This is a genomic window from Kribbella sp. NPDC004536 (genome assembly GCF_042873835.1).
Lineage (GTDB): Bacteria > Actinomycetota > Actinomycetes > Propionibacteriales > Kribbellaceae > Kribbella.
Map to the genome: position 1 here is coordinate 2,656,326 of NZ_JBIALY010000001.1, position 16,552 is coordinate 2,672,877.

The following is a 16,552-nucleotide window of genomic DNA, read 5'->3' on the forward strand; positions in this document are numbered from 1 at the left end:
CGCAACTCCTTCCGGACAGCCCCGACCCTACCGTCAGTCGACGTGGTCAATCCGCGTACGCGCGGTTGCGGCGAGCTAGGAGCAGGGTGGCGATCAGCGCGGCGAGGACGGACGCGACCAGGACGGCGGCCTTCGCGCGCTCGATCTGGGCCGCATCCGATCCGAACGCGAGCTGGGCGATCAGCAGCGCGACGGTGAAACCTATCCCGGCCAGTACCGAGACCGCGGCGACATCGCGCCAAGCGAGGTCCGAGTTCAGCTCGGCGCGGGTGAAGCGCGCGGTCAGCCACGAACCGCCGAACACGCCGATCGCCTTCCCGAACAACAGCCCGGCGGCCACCCCGATCGCGACCGGGTCGGTCAGCATCTCCCGTACGGCGCCACCGCTCAAGGTGACGCCCGCGGCGAACAGCGCGAACAGCGGTACGGCGACGCCGGCAGACCAGGGCCGCAGCCGGTGCTCGATCCGCTCGGCCGGCGCCTCCTGCTCGTCCGGGTCCGCGACCACCCGGGTGACCAGACCGAGCGCGACGCCGGCGATCGTGGCGTGGATCCCGGACTCGTGCATGAACCACCACGCGCCGATCGCGATCGGTACGTACAGGAACGGCGTCCGGACGCGACGGCGCTGGAGGACGTACCAGAGCACGATCAGGACGAGCGCCGCGAGCAGCGACAGCAGGTGGAAGCCGTGCGAGAAGAACACCGCGATGATCAGGATCGCGCCGAAGTCGTCGACCACCGCGAGGGTCAGCAGGAACGCCCGCAGCGCGCTCGGCAGCGACGAGCCGACGATCGCGAGGACGGCCAGCGCGAACGCGATGTCGGTCGCGGTCGGCACCGCCCAGCCGTGCGGGTTGCCGCCGGCGCTGAGCAGGTTCACCACCACGTAGATGATTGCCGGAAGCACCATTCCGGCGACCGCCGCGACCACCGGGACGACAGCCTCGCTCAGCTTGGACAAGGAGCCGACCACGAGTTCGCGCTTGAGCTCGACACCGGCGAGGTAGAAGAACAGCGTCAGCGCGCCGTCCGACGCCCAGCCCTCGACCGTCAGCGGACCGAGCTGCACGTCCCGCACGTGGTGGTACGCGTCCTGCCACGGTGAGTTCGCCCAGACCAGCGCGACGACCGTGGCCGCGAGCAACAACAGTCCGCCGGTGGTCTCGGCCCGCAGCGTGTCGGCGAGGAACGCGCGTTCCCGCCCGAGGACACGGGGGAACGCCCGCTTCTTCTGCCGGATCCAAGGGTGCTGGCTCATGTCGGCCCTTCGTTTTCGGGGTCGGTCGGACGGACGCCGACCAGACTTCCCGGCACACCCTGGCCGCTATTTTACCTGCTCAGCTCGACCGCCAGCGCCTCGAAATCGGGCACGGTCAGATCCGGCTCCTGGAAAGCTTGCGGGTACGGCGTTTTCCGGCGGTCGATGTAGTAGCCCTGCAGACCGGCGCGGCGGGCGCCGTCGATGTCCCACGGGTGTACGGCCGCGAGCGCCATCCGTTCCACGGGCACGCCGCAGGCGTCGGCGGCGTACCGGTACGCATCGGCATGTGGTTTCCAGCGCTGTGGTGCCGTGACGTCGAGACGGTGTTCGAGGAAAGGCAGGATTCCGCCGTTCCGGAACACGTTCTCGGACATCGCGGCCGCGCCGTTCGTCAGCGTGACGATGCGGATGCCGCCCTCGTGGATCTTCTGCAGCCCGGGTGCGACGTCGGCGTGCAGTGGGAGCCGGGTGAATCCGGAAAGTACGTCCCCTACCGTTTCCGGCGTCGGTTCGATGCCGGCGGCCGTCAGGTGTGCTTCCAGGAGTTCGGTGGCCAGGTCGCGGAAGGTGGCGTACGCGCCGACGGCGGTCAGTGCGAAACCGTCGCGCAGGATCGCGGCGAACCATTCGTCGAGGGTGTGCCGGGGCAGGCCGGCCGCCTCGAACCCGTCCCGCAGCGGTTCCATGTCGGTCAGGGTCTCGTTGACGTCGAGCACCAGTACGTCGATCATCAGGACTCCTCATCTTGGATCGGTCGTTCCAAGATATGATGCTGGGTATGCCCGATGTCAAACACTTCGACGAGGCCGAAGCGCTGGTCGCGGTCGAGCAGCTGTTCTGGCGGCGCGGGAGCGCGGCGACCGGGATCCAGGACGTGGTCGCGGCGACCGGGCTGAGCCGGTCCAGCCTTTACAACGCGTTCGGCGGCAAGGACGCGCTCTACGCGGCGGCCGCCCGGCGGTACCTGGAACACCGGTCGCGGCCGATGTTCGACCAGTTGGCCGCGGACGGTCGCGGGCTGGTCGCGGTCCGTACGTTCTTCGACAAGCTGCTGCGGTTGCGGCTGTCGGGGGAGTACGCCGGCTGGGGCTGCATGATGGCGAACGCGAACACGGAAAGCCCACCGGACGCCGTCCGCGCGGTGCTGTCCGAGCATCACGCCGTACTGCGGGACTCGTTGGCGGCGGCGCTGAAGGTTGCTCAGAGCAACGGGGAGTTACGGTCCGGGGTCGAGGTAGCCGGGGCGGCGGAGATGCTCACGCTGCTCGCGTACGCGATCAACCTGCGCTCGCGTGCCGGGGCGACCCGAGCGCAGCTGCGATCCGCTGTGACTGCCGCGGTCGGTGCGCTGGCTGCCTAGGCGGTCCAGACGCGCGGGTCCGGGCCCTTCGGGACGATCCGCGTCGGGTTGATGTTCTCGTGGGTGACGTAGTAGTGCCGTTTGATCTGGTCGAAGTCGACCGTCTCGCCGAAGCCCGGGAGTTGGTAGAGGCGGCGCGCGTACGCCCACAGATTCGGGAACTCGGTCAGCTTCTGCCGGTTGCATTTGAAGTGGCCGTGATACACCGCGTCGAAGCGGACGAGCGTGGTGAACAGCCGGACGTCGACCTCGCGGAACGTGTCGCCGAGGAGGTACGTACGGTCCTGCAGCCGGTCCTCGAGTACGTCGAGGCGGGCGAAGAGCGCGTCGTACGCGGCCTCGTACGCCTCCTGGCTGGTCGCGAAACCGCAGCGATACACGCCGTTGTTCACGTCGCGGTAGATCTCGTCGATCAACTGGTCCATCTCGGCCCTGGTGGCACTGTCCGCGGGGATCAGTTGGGGCGCGTCGGCGCGGTGGAAATCCGTCCACTCCGTGGAGAAGTCGAGCGTGATCTGCGGGTAGTCGTTCGTGACCACCTCACCCGTCGTCGTGTCGACGATCGCCGGCACGGTCACGCGGCCGTCGTACGACGGGTCGGTGCGCAGGTACGCGTCGGACAGGAACTTGATGCCGAGCACCGGGTCACGGTCGTCCGGGTCGAGCGTGAACCGCCAGCCGCGCTCGTCGCGGACCGGGTCGACCACCGCGAGACTGATCGCGTCCTCCAGGCCGAGCAGCCGGCGGACGATGATCGAGCGGTGCGCCCACGGGCAGGCGAGGCTGACGACCAGCCGGTACCGCCCCGGCTCGACAGGCCAACGGCCCTGGTCGTCCGGACCCTCGCCGGGTGCGGATGTCGACTCCCGGCTGATCCGGCCGGTGAACCTGTTGCCCTGCCGCTTCCACTCACCGGTCGACGACGTCTCGTGTACGAACTGTGCCCGGGTCATAGCGTCAAAACTACCCCTGCTTGGGAATTGCCTGAGCCTGTGGACGGTCACTGGCCGTTAGATGGCAGCGGACGTTACAGTCGTGCTGACATGGTCGTTCGGGACAACGGGGTCGCGGACGGTCTGCGCGGTACGACACGCCGCGGCCCGCGTACGTCGGCAACCGGTTTGCCGGCCAGATTCCCAGGGATACTTGAGCTCATGGCCCGCCCACGGAACAACCCCGGCGATCTCGCCGAGCTCCCCACCGAGCTCCGCACCGATCGCCCGAAGGGTGACCAGATTCGCGAGATTCTGGAGAACCTCACCCGCTCGCTGGCCGTCGGCACCGTGCTGCCGTCCGAGCGCGTCCTCGCCGAACGCTTCGGCGTGGCCCGGATGACCGTCCGGCAGGAGGTCGACCGCGTCGTGGCCGAGGGCCTGGCCGCCCGCCGCCCCGGTGGCGGCACCTTCGTCGCCGAACCGCGGCCGTCCCGGATGCTCGCCTCGTCGTTCAGCCAGGACATGATCAACCGCGGCATCGAGCCCGGCGCCAAGGTCCTCGAACACCGCGTCGGTGCCGCCGACGAACACCTCGCCCGCGAACTCGAGGAACCGATCGGCACCCCCGTCCTGCACCTGGTCCGCCTCCGCACCGCCGACGGCGACCCGATGGCGATCGAACGGACGACCCTCTCCCTGAACCGCTACCCCGGCCTGGACGAGGTCGACTTCGCCGAGAAGTCGCTCTACACGGTGCTGGCCACCAGGTACGGCGTGACCCTCGGCATGGTGTCCGCCTCCATCGTCGCCGCCCCACCCGAGCCCGCCGACGCCGAACTCCTCGAGATCGACAACACCACCCCCTGCCTGATCATCACCTCGGCCCCCCGCACCGCCACCGACCAGGTCATCGAGTTCGGCATCTCCACCTACCGCTCAGACCGCTACGACATAACCGTCGCCTACCGCGCCACCTGAGCCGGGCAACAGGCCCCCACGTACTCCGCAGCCGCTAGCTCGTCGCCCCGCTCCTCGAACGCGGCCGCTCCACACACCCCCACCCACCCTCCGGCTACCGCCGGCGCATTCGTCTCCGGCTGCCGCCGGTGCCTACGGTTAACTGACGAGCAGAACGAGTGCGCGGGGCATCGGCAAGCGTCTGGGGGGCGTCAGCCGGGGGCATCCTGGTGCTCACGGCGTGCTCTCGGTTCCAGGTCCATTCATCACGGTCGGCCTATTGAAAGGCGCCGGCCAGGCAGCCACACGCGAGCGCCAGCTCGCAAATCGTCGGCGGCAGCCGACAACTCCGCGGCGTCAGCCGCAAGTCCGCGGCGGGAGCCGCAAGTCCGCGGCGGGAGCCGCAAGTCCGCGGCGGGAGCCGCAAGTCCGGCGGTAGCCGGAAGGCTCCCGGCGGCAGCCGGAAGCTGAGGGTCCGGGCGGCAGCCCGGGGGTGGGTGGGGTGTGTGGAGCGGGCGCGTCTGAGGAGCGGAGCGACGAGGCTAGCGGCCGCGTAGCACGCGTGGGCTAACCGTACGCGAGGCCTATACGTTCAGGCTGCGGAGGACGTTTGGGGGTTGGCCTCGGTTGGTCAGCTGGGTTACTACCTCCACCGTCAGGGCCTGGAGGAGTAGGGCGCCTACGAGGGTGGAGGTGGCGCCGGTGGGTTCTGGGGTGCCGGGGATGGGGATGAGGGCGTCGCCGGGGACTCCGCAGTTGTCGATGACGACGTCGGCGGTTTCGAAGAGGCGCTGGCCGCTGGGGGCTCGCGAGGTGGTGGCGCTCGAGTGAGCCAGCGACGTCAGCGCAATCACCCGAACGTCCCGCTCACGGGCCCCCAGGGCGAACTCGACCGGCACGGCGTTGCGCCCGGAGTTCGAGGCGACCAGCAGTACGTCGCCGGCTGCCAGCGGATTGACCTCCAGCAGTACCGCGGCGAGACCGGGAAGCCGTTCCAGCAGGGAGCTCTTCTGCAGACCCTCGTGCAGCATCAGCCCGGGTTCGAGAATTGCGCGTACGTCGGCCAGCCCGCCGGCGCGGCCGTACAGCTCCTCGGCCAGGGTGTGGCTGTGGCCCGTCCCGAACACCCAGAACGTCCGGCCGCCGGCGAGCGCGTCCGCGACCAGCCCGGCCGCGACCCGGATCGCCGGTAGTTGCGTCTCGGCCGCCCGGTGCGCGATCGCCAACGCCTTGTCCAAGTACTCCTCGGCCCCAGCCATGCCCCGAACCTATCGCCCGTACGCCGCACCTCGCGAGCGACCCATCTAGACCAGTACGCCGAACGCCTCGCGGTGTCGCGACGGGTGGTCTACTTCGTCGACGAGCGCGACCGCGAAGTCGGCGTACGAGATCAGCGCCCGCGCGTCCGGCGGCGCCACGCGATACGGGCCCTTCCGGGACGGGTCGGCGTGGTCGAAGTCCCCGGACGGCGCGATCGAGACCCAGTCGAGGGGCGACCCTACGAACACGTCCAGCGCCGCCCGGTGCGCGAAGAAGAGCGAGTGGTACTCCTCCGGATACGCATCGAGTACCAGTGGACCGGCCGTGGTCGGCACGACCGACGCCAGCCCGACCCAGACGAGCCGCCGGACGCCCGCCGTCGCCAATCCGTCGACGAGCGCCCGCGCCGCCCGCGGGAAGAACGCCGCCGGATCGCTCCCGCCGTCGTACACCCCCGCGATCACTGCGTCGTACCCCGCCGCCAGCTCGCCGATCCGCTCCGCGTCGGTGACATCGCCGACAACCAGCGAATCGCCCGCGGTACGAGCGACGCCGGTCACGTCGTGCCCGCGCCCGCGGGCCTCCGCGACCGCCGCCGAGCCGGCCCGTCCGCGCGCGCCGATCACCAGAATCTTGCTCACCGCAACCTCCTCGGGAAAGTGGTACGGCGACCGTAGAAGGAGGGGTGGTTACCGATTGGATACCTTGGACGGCATGGTTGCCCTGCGCGCTGACATGTTCGAGGAGATCTGCCCGTCGAGCATGCTCCCGATCAAGGTGGGCGGCGACAAGTGGGCGGCGCTGGTACTGGCGTGCCTCGCGGACGGTCCGCGCCGCTATTCCGAGCTCCGGGTCCCGCTCGCTCGCGTCAGCCCGAAGGTTCTGACCCAGTCGCTGCGTACCCTCGAACATGACGGTTTCATCACCAGAACGGTCGACGAGCGCCGGGTCACGTACGAGCTGACCGACCTCGGCCGCAGCCTGCTCGAACCGCTGCGCGTGCTCTGCGCATGGGCCGAGGAGCACTGGGACGACCTCCTGGACGCGCGCGAATCGGCGCCGGTCAATTCGTAGGTTCGGCCAAGGGATCGCCGGTGGCGAACCGCTGACGACTTAGACTGCGCGGGTGGATGAGCAGACGCCGAGCGCCCTGACCCAATTGCCGAGCTGGTTGCTGACGCAGAGCGCGGCCCAGGCACACCGGATCGTCACCGAGTCGTTCGCCGCCGGAGGTGCGCGGGCGTACCACTTCCGCCTGCTCGCGACGCTGGTGGAGTTCGGGCCGGCCAGTCAGGCCGAACTCGGGCGGCGCAGTTCGATCGACCGCAGCGATGTTGTTGCCGCGCTCAACGAGCTGGAGAACGACGGGTACGTCGAGCGTAGTCCGGACCCGGCCGACGGGCGCCGCAACGTCATCACGATCACCACCGCCGGCAAGCGGCACCAGCGCCGCCTGACCACGCTGGTCGGCAAGGCGCAGGACGAGATCTTCGGCCCGCTCTCGGCCACCGACCGCACCCGCCTCACCACAATCCTCACCAAACTCCTCACCGCCCACCAGTAGGGCGTACGGGGAGCAGCTGCCCTGAACCGACTCAGGCGGCGGAGCGGGCCGATCAACCACACCACCCACCCAGGACTACGGGCGGCCGGGGTTAGGCGGCGGGGAGTTGGGCTCGGGCTTCGCGTTGGGTGCGGCGGATGCGGAGTTCGCGGGCGTGGACCCGGCGGCGGGCGGCGCGGGAGATCTTCCGGCGTTCCTCGGAGACAACGTTCGGCGTCTGCGGCTGCATCGGGTTCACATCAACTCCGATGCACCGCCGGCACGTTTGGTTCCGCCGAATTGACCCGCCGAGCCGCCTAACCTGCCCGCATGCCGACGCCGAGGCTGGTCGCGATCGTGCTGGTCCTGGTCGTCCTGTCCGGGTGCCAGCCGAAGGTCGACGCGAGGTACCCCAACACCCTCACCGCGTGCGACCTGCTGCCACGCGAGGCTGCCGTACGGGTCACGGACGTCGGCGCACAGCTTGGTACGGCGCAGGCGAAGGAGTCGCATGTCATCGTTCCGTACAAGTACTGCGAGTGGTCCTACAAACAACCCCGAGCGCACTGGTACTCGGGGTACAAGCCAGGTCCGACCGAGCGCGAGCTGACGATCCACCTCAGCGTCCACACCAAGAAGCAGCACGGCGCGGACGGTGCGGGCGCGGAGTACGGCGGTCAGCGCGACAGTCAGGTTGCGAACGGTGCAATGGTTTCCGACCTGCCGGGAATCGGTGACGCCGCGTTCCTGGCGACCGACGACTTCCACGGGATGGTCACGTCGAGGATCTGGTTCCGGCGGTCGAACGCGCTGGTGGAGGTCGAGTTGTGGGGCCGTGACTGCTGCGTGAACAGGACCGCCGAGACCCAGATGCAGGCGGCGAACCGGCGGAAACTGCTGCTCGCGGCCGCGACCGCCGCCGACCGCACCCTGCTCGCCCGCTGAACCCGCCGCCGGTCCCGCCGCCGGTCCCGCCGCCGGTCCCGCCGCCGGTCCCGCCGCCGGTCCCGCCGCCGGTCCCGCCGCCGGTCCCGCCGCCGGTCCCGTCCGGCCCGTGGACGGCCCGGTTTGGCGCAGATTCGGCGCGGCTGGGCGATACCCCGGTTCCTTGCAAGGGGTTGCATTGGTAGAAAGGTAACCGGGCGCGCCGGCGCGCCGAAGCCAGCGATGAGGAGCCGTCGACGTGACGAATCAAGAACCACCGCAGTCCGAGGCACTGTCGAACCTGATGCACGAGGAGCGTCGGTTCGAGCCGCCGGCCGAGCTCGCCGCGAACGCGAACCTGAAGGCCGACGCCTACGAGCAGGCCGCGGCCGACTTCGAGGGGTTCTGGGCCGAGCAGGCCAAGCGGCTGACCTGGGCGACCGAACCGACCGAGGTGCTGGACTGGAGCAACCCGCCGTTCGCCAAGTGGTACGCCGACGGCAAGCTGAACGCGGCGTACAACTGCGTCGACCGGCACGTCGAGAACGGTCTCGGCGACAAGGTCGCGTACTACTTCGAGGGCGAGCCCGGTGACACCCGCGAGATCACCTACGCGCAGCTCAAGGACGAGGTCAGCAAGGCGGCCAACGCGCTGCTCGAACTGGGCGTCAAGGCCGGCGAGATCGTCGCGATCTACATGCCGATGATCCCCGAGACGGTCGTGGCGATGCTCGCCTGCGCCCGGATCGGCGCCCCGCACACGGTGGTCTTCGGCGGCTTCTCCGCCGAGGCGCTGAAGGACCGCATCCTCGACTGCGACGCGCGCATCGTGATCACCTCCGACGGCGGTTACCGCCGCGGCGCGCCGGCCGCGCTGAAGCCCGCGGTAGACGCCGCGCTGGTCGACTGCCCGGACGTCCGCAACGTACTCGTGGTGAAGCGCACCGGCCAGGAGACGAACATCGTCGAGGGTCGCGACCTGTGGTGGGAGGACTTCGTCGGCAAGCAGTCGACCGAGCACACGCCCGAGGCGTTCGACGCCGAGCACCCGCTGTACGTGATGTACACGTCCGGCAGTACGGGCAAGCCGAAGGGCATCCTGCACACGACCGGCGGCTACCTGGTCGGTACGTCGTACACGCAGTGGGGCGTCTTCGACCTCAAGCCGGACACCGACGTGTACTGGACCGCCGCCGACATCGGCTGGGTCACCGGCCACAGCTACATCGTGTACGGCGCCCTCGCGAACGCGACCACCTCCGTGCTGTACGAAGGCACCCCGGACACCCCGCACCAGGGCCGCTGGTGGGAGATCGTGCAGAAGTACAAGGTCTCGATCCTGTACTGCGCCCCGACGGCGATCCGTACGTTCATGAAGTGGGGCGCCGAGATCCCGGCGAAGTTCGACCTGTCGACGCTGCGGGTGATCGGGTCGGTCGGTGAGCCGATCAACCCGGAGGCGTACGTCTGGTACCGGGAGAACATCGGCGGCAACAAGGCTCCGGTCGTGGACACCTGGTGGCAGACCGAGACCGGTATGCACATGATCTCCCCGCTCCCGGGCGTCACCGCCGGCAAGCCGGGCGCCGCGATGCGCGCGATCCCGGGCGTCAGCGTGGACGTGGTCGACGACTCCGGCAAGTCGGTACCGGACGGGTCGGGCGGTTACCTGATCATCAACAAGCCCTGGCCGTCGATGCTGCGCACGCTGTGGGGCGACGACGAGCGCTTCAAGGAGACGTACTGGTCCCGCTTCCCGGGCGTCTACTTCGCCGGTGACGGCGCGAAGAAGGACGAGGACGGGGACATCTGGCTGCTCGGCCGGGTCGACGACGTGATGAACGTGTCCGGGCACCGGCTGTCGACGACCGAGATCGAGTCCGCGCTGGTCTCGCACCCGAAGGTCGCCGAGGCCGCGGTCGTCGGCGCGTCCGACCCGACCACCGGACAGGCGATCGCCGCGTTCGTCATCCTCCGCTCGGAGGCCGGCGACGGCGGGCCGGACGTGGTGCAGGAACTCCGCAACCACGTCGCCAAGGAGATCGGCCCGATCGCGAAGCCGCGCCAGATCATGGTCGTCTCCGAACTCCCGAAGACCCGCTCCGGCAAGATCATGCGCCGTCTGCTCCGCGACGTCGCCGAGAACCGCGAGGTCGGCGACGTCACCACGCTGGCCGACTCCACGGTGATGGACCTGATCAAGACCAACCTGGAATCCGGCAAGTCCGACGAGGACTAGAGGAACGACGGCAACCCTTCGAGCTGCACAACTTCAGCAGGTGGAAACTGCGAGGAAGGGCCAACCGGTCCTTCCTCGTCGCCGCGTAGGTAGCGGTTGATGAAGTTCTGGGTGTTGGTGAGTACCGTCGCGCACTGCGCGGGGGTGATGGCGCCGGCCCGCAGCGCTTCGGACAGCTCGTCGAGGTCGAGCACCTGGTAGCGGTTCGCCGTTGGCGGGAACAGGAGGTCCGCGTACAGGTCGTGCACCACCAGCCCGTCGTCGGTGCCCTCGATCTCCACCAGATCCACGTACCACCAACCCTCGACCGCCCCCTCGAACACAGCCGGCTTGGTCAACTGGACGCCCTCGCCGAGCACGCCACTGCCCAGAGCGGTGCAGGACCTGCACCTCGTTCATGCCGGCCGCGCGCGGAAGATGATGATGCCGATGTACTTCGACAGCCAGTCCTGCTTGTGCGGGTAGCGCAGCTTGTTCTCGTCGGACAGCTGTGGCTCGAGCACCTGCTCGACCCGGAACCCGTTGCCGGTCAGCGAGTTGTGGATCGTCGAGAACGTGTCGGTGGTGTGCGTGAGTGTGATCTCCGGATTCCACAGCGACGGGTACGAGTACAGCCCGACCGCGTGGTACGCGTCCCCGATGCCGACCCCGTCGCGCTCCGACCGCTCGACGGCGTACCGGATCGGGTGCGCCATCGACACGACGAGGACGCCGTCGTCGTTCATCATCGAGCGCACCGCGCGGAGGGTGCGGGCTCGGTCGCGCGCGTAGGCCAGGCTCTGCAGGAACAGGACCACGTCGAACCGGCGGCCCTTCAGCGCGTCGAGTTCGTCCACCGTCGAGAGATCCGCGGAGTGGAACGAGACCTGCTCGGGTGGCGGCGTGAACTCGGCGCCGATGTCCACGCCGACGACCGACGCGGCCCCGTGGCCGGTGACGAGTTCGATCGCTTTCGCGCCGTTCCCGCAGCCGACGTCCAGAACCGTCTTGCCTTCGACGGATCCCATCATCGAACGCTGCGCATCCCACTCCATCAGCCGGTCGAGCGAGTCCTCCCTGGTCCGGCGTTGTTCGTAGTCGGTGGTCAACGTCTGCCAGGGGTCCATGCTCGCGAGGTTACGTGACCTGCACCTGGGTGGGCTTACCTTTTCGGTGTGACTATGGCCGTGCTTGCGATCATTCATGTGGGGCTGGCTGCGGCGTGGGTCGGCGGGATGGCCTACTCGTTGTTCGTGGTGCAGCCGAAGTTGAAGAAGTACTTCGGGGACGACCGGGACGGGCGTGAGGCGCTCACCGCGGTGATTGCCTCGGGCAATCGGTGGAAGGTGATCGGGCTGATCGCGGCGATCGCGGTCAGTGGGGTATTCCTGCTGTTGCTGAACCACAACCATTGGCAGCTCCATATGGTCAAGGGGATCCTGCTGCTCGTCGCCACTGGGATCTTCTGGTACGTGTCGTGGCGGCACTGGCCGCAGCGGGTGTTCGCGACTGCCGCCGAGTTGCCGGGATTGCAGCGGCGGCTGATCCGGCTGGCGACCGCGATGCTCGGGCTCGCCGGGACCGCGTTCACGCTCGGAGTGGTTGCCGTACACCTCTGAGACCTTGCTCACGGAAACGAACACTTGCGTCACTCAGCGCGAGAAATACATTGGAATGGAATGTATCTCTCGAGCGGGAGGAGCGACCGGATGTGCGGGATCACCGGATGGGTGGCGTACCGGCAGGACCTCGAGGCCGAGCGGGCGGTCGTCGACGCGATGACCGAGACGATGTCCTGTCGCGGGCCGGACGCGCGGGGTACCTGGTACGCCAGACACATCGCGCTCGGCCATCGCCGGCTCGCGGTGATCGACCTCCCGGGCGGCGAGCAGCCGATGACCACCGACGTACCGGGCGCCACGCTCGGGATGGTCTACAGCGGTGAGGTCTACAACTACATCGAGCTCCGCGATGAGCTCCGGCGCCGCGGTCACCCGTTCACGACCGACTCCGACACCGAGGTCGTCCTCCGGGCGTACGTCGAATGGGGTACGGCCTTCGCCGAACACCTGAACGGGATGTACGCGCTCGCGATCTGGGACCCGCGGAACGAGACCCTGGTGATGGTCCGCGACCGGATGGGCATCAAGCCGTTCTTCTACTACCCGACCGCGGACGGCGTCCTGTTCGGGTCCGAACCGAAGGCGATCCTCGCCAACCCCGCCGTACCGGCCGTGGTCGAGGTCGACGGACTGCGCGAAATGCTGACCATGTCTAAGACGCCAGGCGCCTCGCTCTGGTCCGGCATGCACGAGGTCGAGCCTGGGACCGTGGTGACGGTGGACCGAAACGGCGTCCACACCACGGTTTACTGGCGGCTCGAGACCAAGCAGCACGTCGACGACCAGGAGACCTCGGTCGCGCGCGTCCGCGAGCTGCTCGACGACATCACCCGGCGCCAGCTCGTGGCCGACGTACCGAAGTGTGTGCTGTTGTCCGGCGGCCTCGACTCCAGTGCGATCACCGCGCTCGCGGCCGGGCAGCTCGCCGAGGAAGGGCGGAAGGTCCGCAGCTTCGCGGTCGACTTCGTCGGGCAGGAGGAGAACTTCCAGCCGGACGAGTTGCGTGGTACGCCGGACACGCCGTACGTGCACGACGTCGCGGATCTCGTCGGTTCGCAGCACTCCGACATCGTGCTGGACAACGCGGCGCTGACCGACCCGGAGATCCGGCGGAAGGTCGTCCGCGCGAACGACGCTCCGCTCAGCGGCGACATCTTCGGATCCCTGTATCTGTTGTTCTCGGCGATCCGCGAGCAGTCGACAGTCGCGCTGTCGGGCGAATCGGCCGACGAGGTGTTCGGTGGGTACCTGTGGTTCCACGACCCCGAGGTCCGGAACCGGCCGATCTTCCCGTGGATCGCGTACCTGGCGTCGCGCCGGCGCCCGAACCAGGCGCACGTACTGCGCAAGGACATCCTCGAGCAGCTCGATCTCGGCGGTCATCTGCGCGATCGGTACGCCGACGCGGTCCGCGAGGTGCAACGGCTGGACGGAGAGTCCGACGACGAGTGGGCGATGCGGAAGGTCTGCTACCTGCACCTGACCCGGATGGTGCGGATCCTGCTGGACCGCAAGGACCGGATGAGCATGGCGGTTGGGCTGGAGGTCCGGGTCCCGTTCTGCGACCATCGACTCGTTGAATACGTATACAACACTCCGTGGTCGTTGAAGACGTTCGACGGGCACGAGAAGAGCCTGCTCCGCGCCGCGACCCAGGACGTGTTGCCGCAGTCGGTCGTGGACCGGCGCAAGTCGCCGTACCCGCAGACCCAGGACCCGGCGTACGTCGTGACGCTCGCCGACCAGGTCCGCGACCTGCTGGCCGCACAGCACCCCGTCTTCGAATTGGTGGACCGCAAGGGCGTCCGCAAACTCGCCGAAACGGCCGACGCAACGGCCCGCCGCCAACTGGAACAGACCCTCTCACTGGCGACCTGGCTGGACCTCTACAACCCCGAGATCAAGCTGCTGAGATAGAGGAAATTTGGATGACTGTGCCAGGATGGCGCTTCCCGACGGAGGTGATCGCGATGGCGCAGGAAGCGTTGCAGCTGCTTGTCAGCATGCACCGGATCGTCAGGCATCTGCGCCGGAACCGGACCACCGCGGCGATGCATCCGACCCAGTTCCTGGCGTTGATGCTGATCGCCGACGAGCAGCCGATCCGGATCGGTGAGATCGCCACCCGGGTCCCGTGCTCGCAGCCGACCGCGACCACCACGGTCGCGGGCCTGGAGGAGGCCGGCCTGGTCCGGCGCGAACCGGACCCGGTCGACGGCCGCGCGACCGCGGTCGTACTGACGGACGCCGGCGCCGCGACCGTCGAGGCGTCCGGTCGGCAGGCGGCCGAGGAGCTCGCCAAGCTGCTCAGCCGCCTCGACGAGGCCGACCGGAATCTCGTCCTGGAGGCCGGCGCGGTCCTCGCCCGGGTGACCGACGACCTGTAGCGCTTGGTTGCCGGAGCCGCTCAGCGCAGACCTGGTACGACGCTGACGGTGTACGGCGGCGTGCCGGGGGCGATGTCGAGCTGGCTGTTCACCCACAGCAGTCGGCCCCGGTCGCGGGCGATCGTCGTCGGAGTGGCACCGGCCGCGCCCGGACTCGAGTCCGCGATCAGCGTCGCGCTCGTGAGATCGTCGTTCAGGATCGCCAAGCGGGTCACGTACTTCCCACCACCGGCGTTGTAGACGGCGTACAGGCGGTGCCCTTCGAGCAGGTAGCCGTCGCCGGACAGGATGCCGTTCGGGACGTCGAGGACCGTGACCTGCTTGGTGCGAAGGTCGACCCGGTACGTGACGTCCTGGCCCTGTTCGCCGACGAGCAGCACCCTGCCGTCGGTGACGATGCCGTTGAGGAAGTACGGCGTCGGCTGGATCCGGTCGCGGGTGATCCACGGCTCGAGCTTGCCGAGTCCGTCGCCGGTGAGCGGCGCGCGCCAGAGCTGGTTGTGCGCGGAGTCGGTCACGTACACCGCATCGCCGGCGATCGTGAAATCGTTGAGGAACGAGCCGTCCGCGGCCTGTCGTACGTCGAGCAGGCGGCCGCGAGCGTCGTACAGGAAGAGCTTCGACGTACTCGCGCCGGCGATCAGCACCCGGCCCCAACGGTCGACGTGGATGCCGGTGGCCGACGTACGGCCGTCGCTGCCGGGCGGGAGGAACCGGGTGAGCTTCGGCGAGCGGGTGTTGCCGCGGTAGACAGCGCCGGTGCCGACGCTGGTCACGTACATCGTCCCGTCGCGGGTGACCGCGATCCCCTCGAGGGTGTCGCCGGGCGTGGTCGAGACGACGTACTCCGTCGGCCGGTGGACTGTGGTCGCGTTGGCCGTCGGTGCGGACAGGAGTAGCAGAGCGGTGACGAGCGCGAGACGTTTCATGCGGCCAGCGTCGGAGCGTACGACAGGATGCCGCGACCGGATTCGGTTCTGGCCGAAGAGGTCTGGGCGCGGGCCTTCCCGGCCGTCACAATCGGGAGATGATCCGGGTCCACTTCACCGCGGCGGACCTCGGCCGCGTCACGTTCCCGGTCGAGCCGCACCCGCTGTGGGAGGCCGCGCTCGCGGCGCGGGCACTGGGGGAGCAGTCGGTGGCGCCTGAGGTACGGCGCTGGCGTCGTACGGCGGCGCCGCGCGTGCAGGGGTCGATGCGGCCGCTGTTCAAGCTGATCTCGGCCGGCGGATTGTTCCCGGATTTCCTGACGCCGGAGGTGTCGGCGCCGGGGCTGGACGCGGCGGTCGAGGCGTTGATGGAGACGCCCGCCTCCGTCATCCGCGACGAACTCGAACCGTGGTTGCCGCCCGAGATCGACCGCTACATGCGCGGATTGCTCGAAGGCCGCGCCGGTTCGCGTCGTGCGCTGGGGAACGCGGTCCGGGACTTTCACCAGCAAGTACTGACGCCGTCGTCGGCCGAACTCCAACGTCGCTACGGCGCCGACCTCGGCATTCGCTCACAAGCCTTGCTCCACGGCGGAGTCGACACCCTGCTGTCGTCGCTACATCCCGATGTCGAGTGGAACAGTCCGGTGCTCACGACGTACAGCCCGACTGAGAGTTGGACCGCCGACATCCACCTGAACGGCCGCGGGCTGGAGCTGTACCCGTCCCCGCTGGTCACGAACTGTCTTGCCCTGGACGCGCCCAACCGTCGCCCGGTTCTCGTCTACCCCTGCACCGAACTCGCCGACACCGACACCGACCCGACCGCCGCCGACGCCCTCGCCGACCTCCTGGGCCGCACCAGAGCCGCCGTACTCCGCTCCCTGACCCACCCCGCCACCACAACCCAGTTGGCCCGCCGCCTAGGCATCTCCCTGGCCTCCACCTCGGACCACACCCGAATCCTCCGAGCCGCCGGCCTGATAACCACCCACCGAACCCAAGGCACCGCCCTCCACGCCCTCACTCCCACCGCGCGTCCGTTGCTGACCGGAGCAACGCGAAACAAGCTCAGCGGCTGATGCGGCTTCGTTTGATTGCCTGAGGCAAGATCCACAGCTGTGGACAACAAATTCCTTTATTTTGAAGGGGT

19 protein-coding genes are annotated in these 16,552 nt (G+C 68.8%); 10 read left to right on the top strand and 9 right to left on the bottom strand.

Annotated elements, in window-relative coordinates:
• Positions 1 to 46 precede the first annotated feature (46 nt).
• Positions 47 to 1,261: a Na+/H+ antiporter NhaA gene (nhaA, locus tag ACFYRU_RS13350; RefSeq protein WP_387657169.1), complete on the bottom strand. Its 1,215-nt coding sequence runs from the start codon at positions 1,259 to 1,261 to the stop codon at positions 47 to 49.
• Between the two features lie 71 nt (positions 1,262 to 1,332).
• Positions 1,333 to 1,995: a haloacid dehalogenase type II gene (locus ACFYRU_RS13355; RefSeq protein ID WP_387657172.1), complete on the bottom strand. Its 663-nt coding sequence runs from the start codon at positions 1,993 to 1,995 to the stop codon at positions 1,333 to 1,335.
• A 47-nt stretch (positions 1,996 to 2,042) separates the two neighbouring features.
• Between ACFYRU_RS13355 and ACFYRU_RS13360 the strand changes: the two genes are divergently transcribed.
• A complete protein-coding gene (locus tag ACFYRU_RS13360; protein WP_387657175.1) occupies positions 2,043 to 2,624 on the top strand; it encodes a TetR/AcrR family transcriptional regulator in 582 nt (193 codons plus the stop codon).
• Here ACFYRU_RS13360 and ACFYRU_RS13365 read toward each other — a convergent pair.
• Positions 2,621 to 3,577, bottom strand: a complete 957-nt coding sequence (locus ACFYRU_RS13365) for a glutathione S-transferase family protein (protein ID WP_387657177.1) — start codon at positions 3,575 to 3,577, stop codon at positions 2,621 to 2,623. The genes ACFYRU_RS13360 and ACFYRU_RS13365 overlap by 4 nt on opposite strands.
• 201 nt (positions 3,578 to 3,778) lie before the next feature.
• Between ACFYRU_RS13365 and ACFYRU_RS13370 the strand changes: the two genes are divergently transcribed.
• On the top strand, positions 3,779 to 4,537 hold the full coding sequence (locus ACFYRU_RS13370; protein ID WP_387657179.1) for a GntR family transcriptional regulator: 759 nt from the start codon (positions 3,779 to 3,781) through the stop codon (positions 4,535 to 4,537).
• 563 nt (positions 4,538 to 5,100) lie between these two features.
• Here ACFYRU_RS13370 and ACFYRU_RS13375 read toward each other — a convergent pair.
• Both ACFYRU_RS13375 and ACFYRU_RS13380 read right to left on the bottom strand, forming a co-directional pair.
• Positions 5,101 to 5,775 (bottom strand): sugar isomerase domain-containing protein, encoded by a 675-nt coding sequence (locus tag ACFYRU_RS13375; RefSeq protein ID WP_387657181.1) that lies wholly within the window; start codon positions 5,773 to 5,775, stop codon positions 5,101 to 5,103.
• Positions 5,776 to 5,820: 45 nt separating this feature from the next.
• On the bottom strand, positions 5,821 to 6,417 hold the full coding sequence (locus ACFYRU_RS13380) for an NAD(P)-dependent oxidoreductase (protein ID WP_387657183.1): 597 nt from the start codon (positions 6,415 to 6,417) through the stop codon (positions 5,821 to 5,823).
• A gap of 73 nt (positions 6,418 to 6,490) precedes the next feature.
• On the opposite strand from ACFYRU_RS13380, the gene ACFYRU_RS13385 reads away from it, so the two are divergent.
• Complete coding sequence (locus ACFYRU_RS13385) at positions 6,491 to 6,850, top strand: winged helix-turn-helix transcriptional regulator (protein WP_387657185.1); 360 nt, start codon at positions 6,491 to 6,493, stop codon at positions 6,848 to 6,850.
• Between the two features lie 52 nt (positions 6,851 to 6,902).
• On the top strand, positions 6,903 to 7,340 hold the full coding sequence (locus tag ACFYRU_RS13390) for a MarR family winged helix-turn-helix transcriptional regulator (RefSeq protein ID WP_387657188.1): 438 nt from the start codon (positions 6,903 to 6,905) through the stop codon (positions 7,338 to 7,340).
• Between the two features lie 91 nt (positions 7,341 to 7,431).
• On the opposite strand, the gene ACFYRU_RS13395 is transcribed toward ACFYRU_RS13390, so the two are convergent.
• Positions 7,432 to 7,578: a hypothetical protein gene (locus ACFYRU_RS13395; protein ID WP_387657189.1), complete on the bottom strand. Its 147-nt coding sequence runs from the start codon at positions 7,576 to 7,578 to the stop codon at positions 7,432 to 7,434.
• A gap of 71 nt (positions 7,579 to 7,649) precedes the next feature.
• Between ACFYRU_RS13395 and ACFYRU_RS13400 the strand changes: the two genes are divergently transcribed.
• On the top strand, positions 7,650 to 8,264 hold the full coding sequence (locus ACFYRU_RS13400) for a hypothetical protein (RefSeq protein WP_387657192.1): 615 nt from the start codon (positions 7,650 to 7,652) through the stop codon (positions 8,262 to 8,264).
• A gap of 283 nt (positions 8,265 to 8,547) precedes the next feature.
• Positions 8,548 to 10,482 carry an acetate--CoA ligase gene (gene acs / locus ACFYRU_RS13405; RefSeq protein WP_387658115.1) on the top strand — a complete coding sequence of 645 codons (1,935 nt, stop codon included), beginning with the start codon at positions 8,548 to 8,550 and terminating at the stop codon, positions 10,480 to 10,482.
• Here the strand turns inward: acs and ACFYRU_RS13410 are convergent.
• Together ACFYRU_RS13410 and ACFYRU_RS13415 are read right to left on the bottom strand one after the other, a co-directional pair.
• On the bottom strand, positions 10,479 to 10,820 hold the full coding sequence (locus tag ACFYRU_RS13410) for a hypothetical protein (RefSeq protein WP_387657194.1): 342 nt from the start codon (positions 10,818 to 10,820) through the stop codon (positions 10,479 to 10,481). The two genes, acs and ACFYRU_RS13410, sit on opposite strands and share 4 nt — an antisense overlap.
• Before the next feature lie 57 nt (positions 10,821 to 10,877).
• Entirely contained in the window at positions 10,878 to 11,588 is a 711-nt protein-coding gene (locus ACFYRU_RS13415; RefSeq protein ID WP_387657196.1) for a class I SAM-dependent methyltransferase, read from the bottom strand.
• Between the two features lie 54 nt (positions 11,589 to 11,642).
• Here ACFYRU_RS13415 and ACFYRU_RS13420 point away from each other — a divergent pair, with 54 nt between their 5' ends.
• The 3 genes from ACFYRU_RS13420 to ACFYRU_RS13430 all read left to right on the top strand — a co-directional run bounded on the left by ACFYRU_RS13420 (position 11,643) and on the right by ACFYRU_RS13430 (position 14,470).
• On the top strand, positions 11,643 to 12,080 hold the full coding sequence (locus ACFYRU_RS13420) for a hypothetical protein (protein ID WP_387658118.1): 438 nt from the start codon (positions 11,643 to 11,645) through the stop codon (positions 12,078 to 12,080).
• A 90-nt stretch (positions 12,081 to 12,170) separates the two neighbouring features.
• Complete coding sequence (gene asnB, locus ACFYRU_RS13425) at positions 12,171 to 14,000, top strand: asparagine synthase (glutamine-hydrolyzing) (RefSeq protein ID WP_387657198.1); 1,830 nt, start codon at positions 12,171 to 12,173, stop codon at positions 13,998 to 14,000.
• A gap of 11 nt (positions 14,001 to 14,011) precedes the next feature.
• Positions 14,012 to 14,470, top strand: coding sequence for a MarR family winged helix-turn-helix transcriptional regulator (locus ACFYRU_RS13430; RefSeq protein WP_387657201.1), 459 nt, complete (start codon positions 14,012 to 14,014; stop codon positions 14,468 to 14,470).
• A 20-nt stretch (positions 14,471 to 14,490) separates the two neighbouring features.
• Here the strand turns inward: ACFYRU_RS13430 and ACFYRU_RS13435 are convergent, their stop codons facing one another.
• Positions 14,491 to 15,399 (bottom strand): superoxide dismutase, encoded by a 909-nt coding sequence (locus ACFYRU_RS13435; protein ID WP_387657204.1) that lies wholly within the window; start codon positions 15,397 to 15,399, stop codon positions 14,491 to 14,493.
• Positions 15,400 to 15,497: 98 nt separating this feature from the next.
• Here ACFYRU_RS13435 and ACFYRU_RS13440 point away from each other — a divergent pair, with 98 nt between their 5' ends.
• Positions 15,498 to 16,481 (top strand): ArsR/SmtB family transcription factor, encoded by a 984-nt coding sequence (locus ACFYRU_RS13440; protein ID WP_387657206.1) that lies wholly within the window; start codon positions 15,498 to 15,500, stop codon positions 16,479 to 16,481.
• Positions 16,482 to 16,552 lie beyond the last annotated feature (71 nt).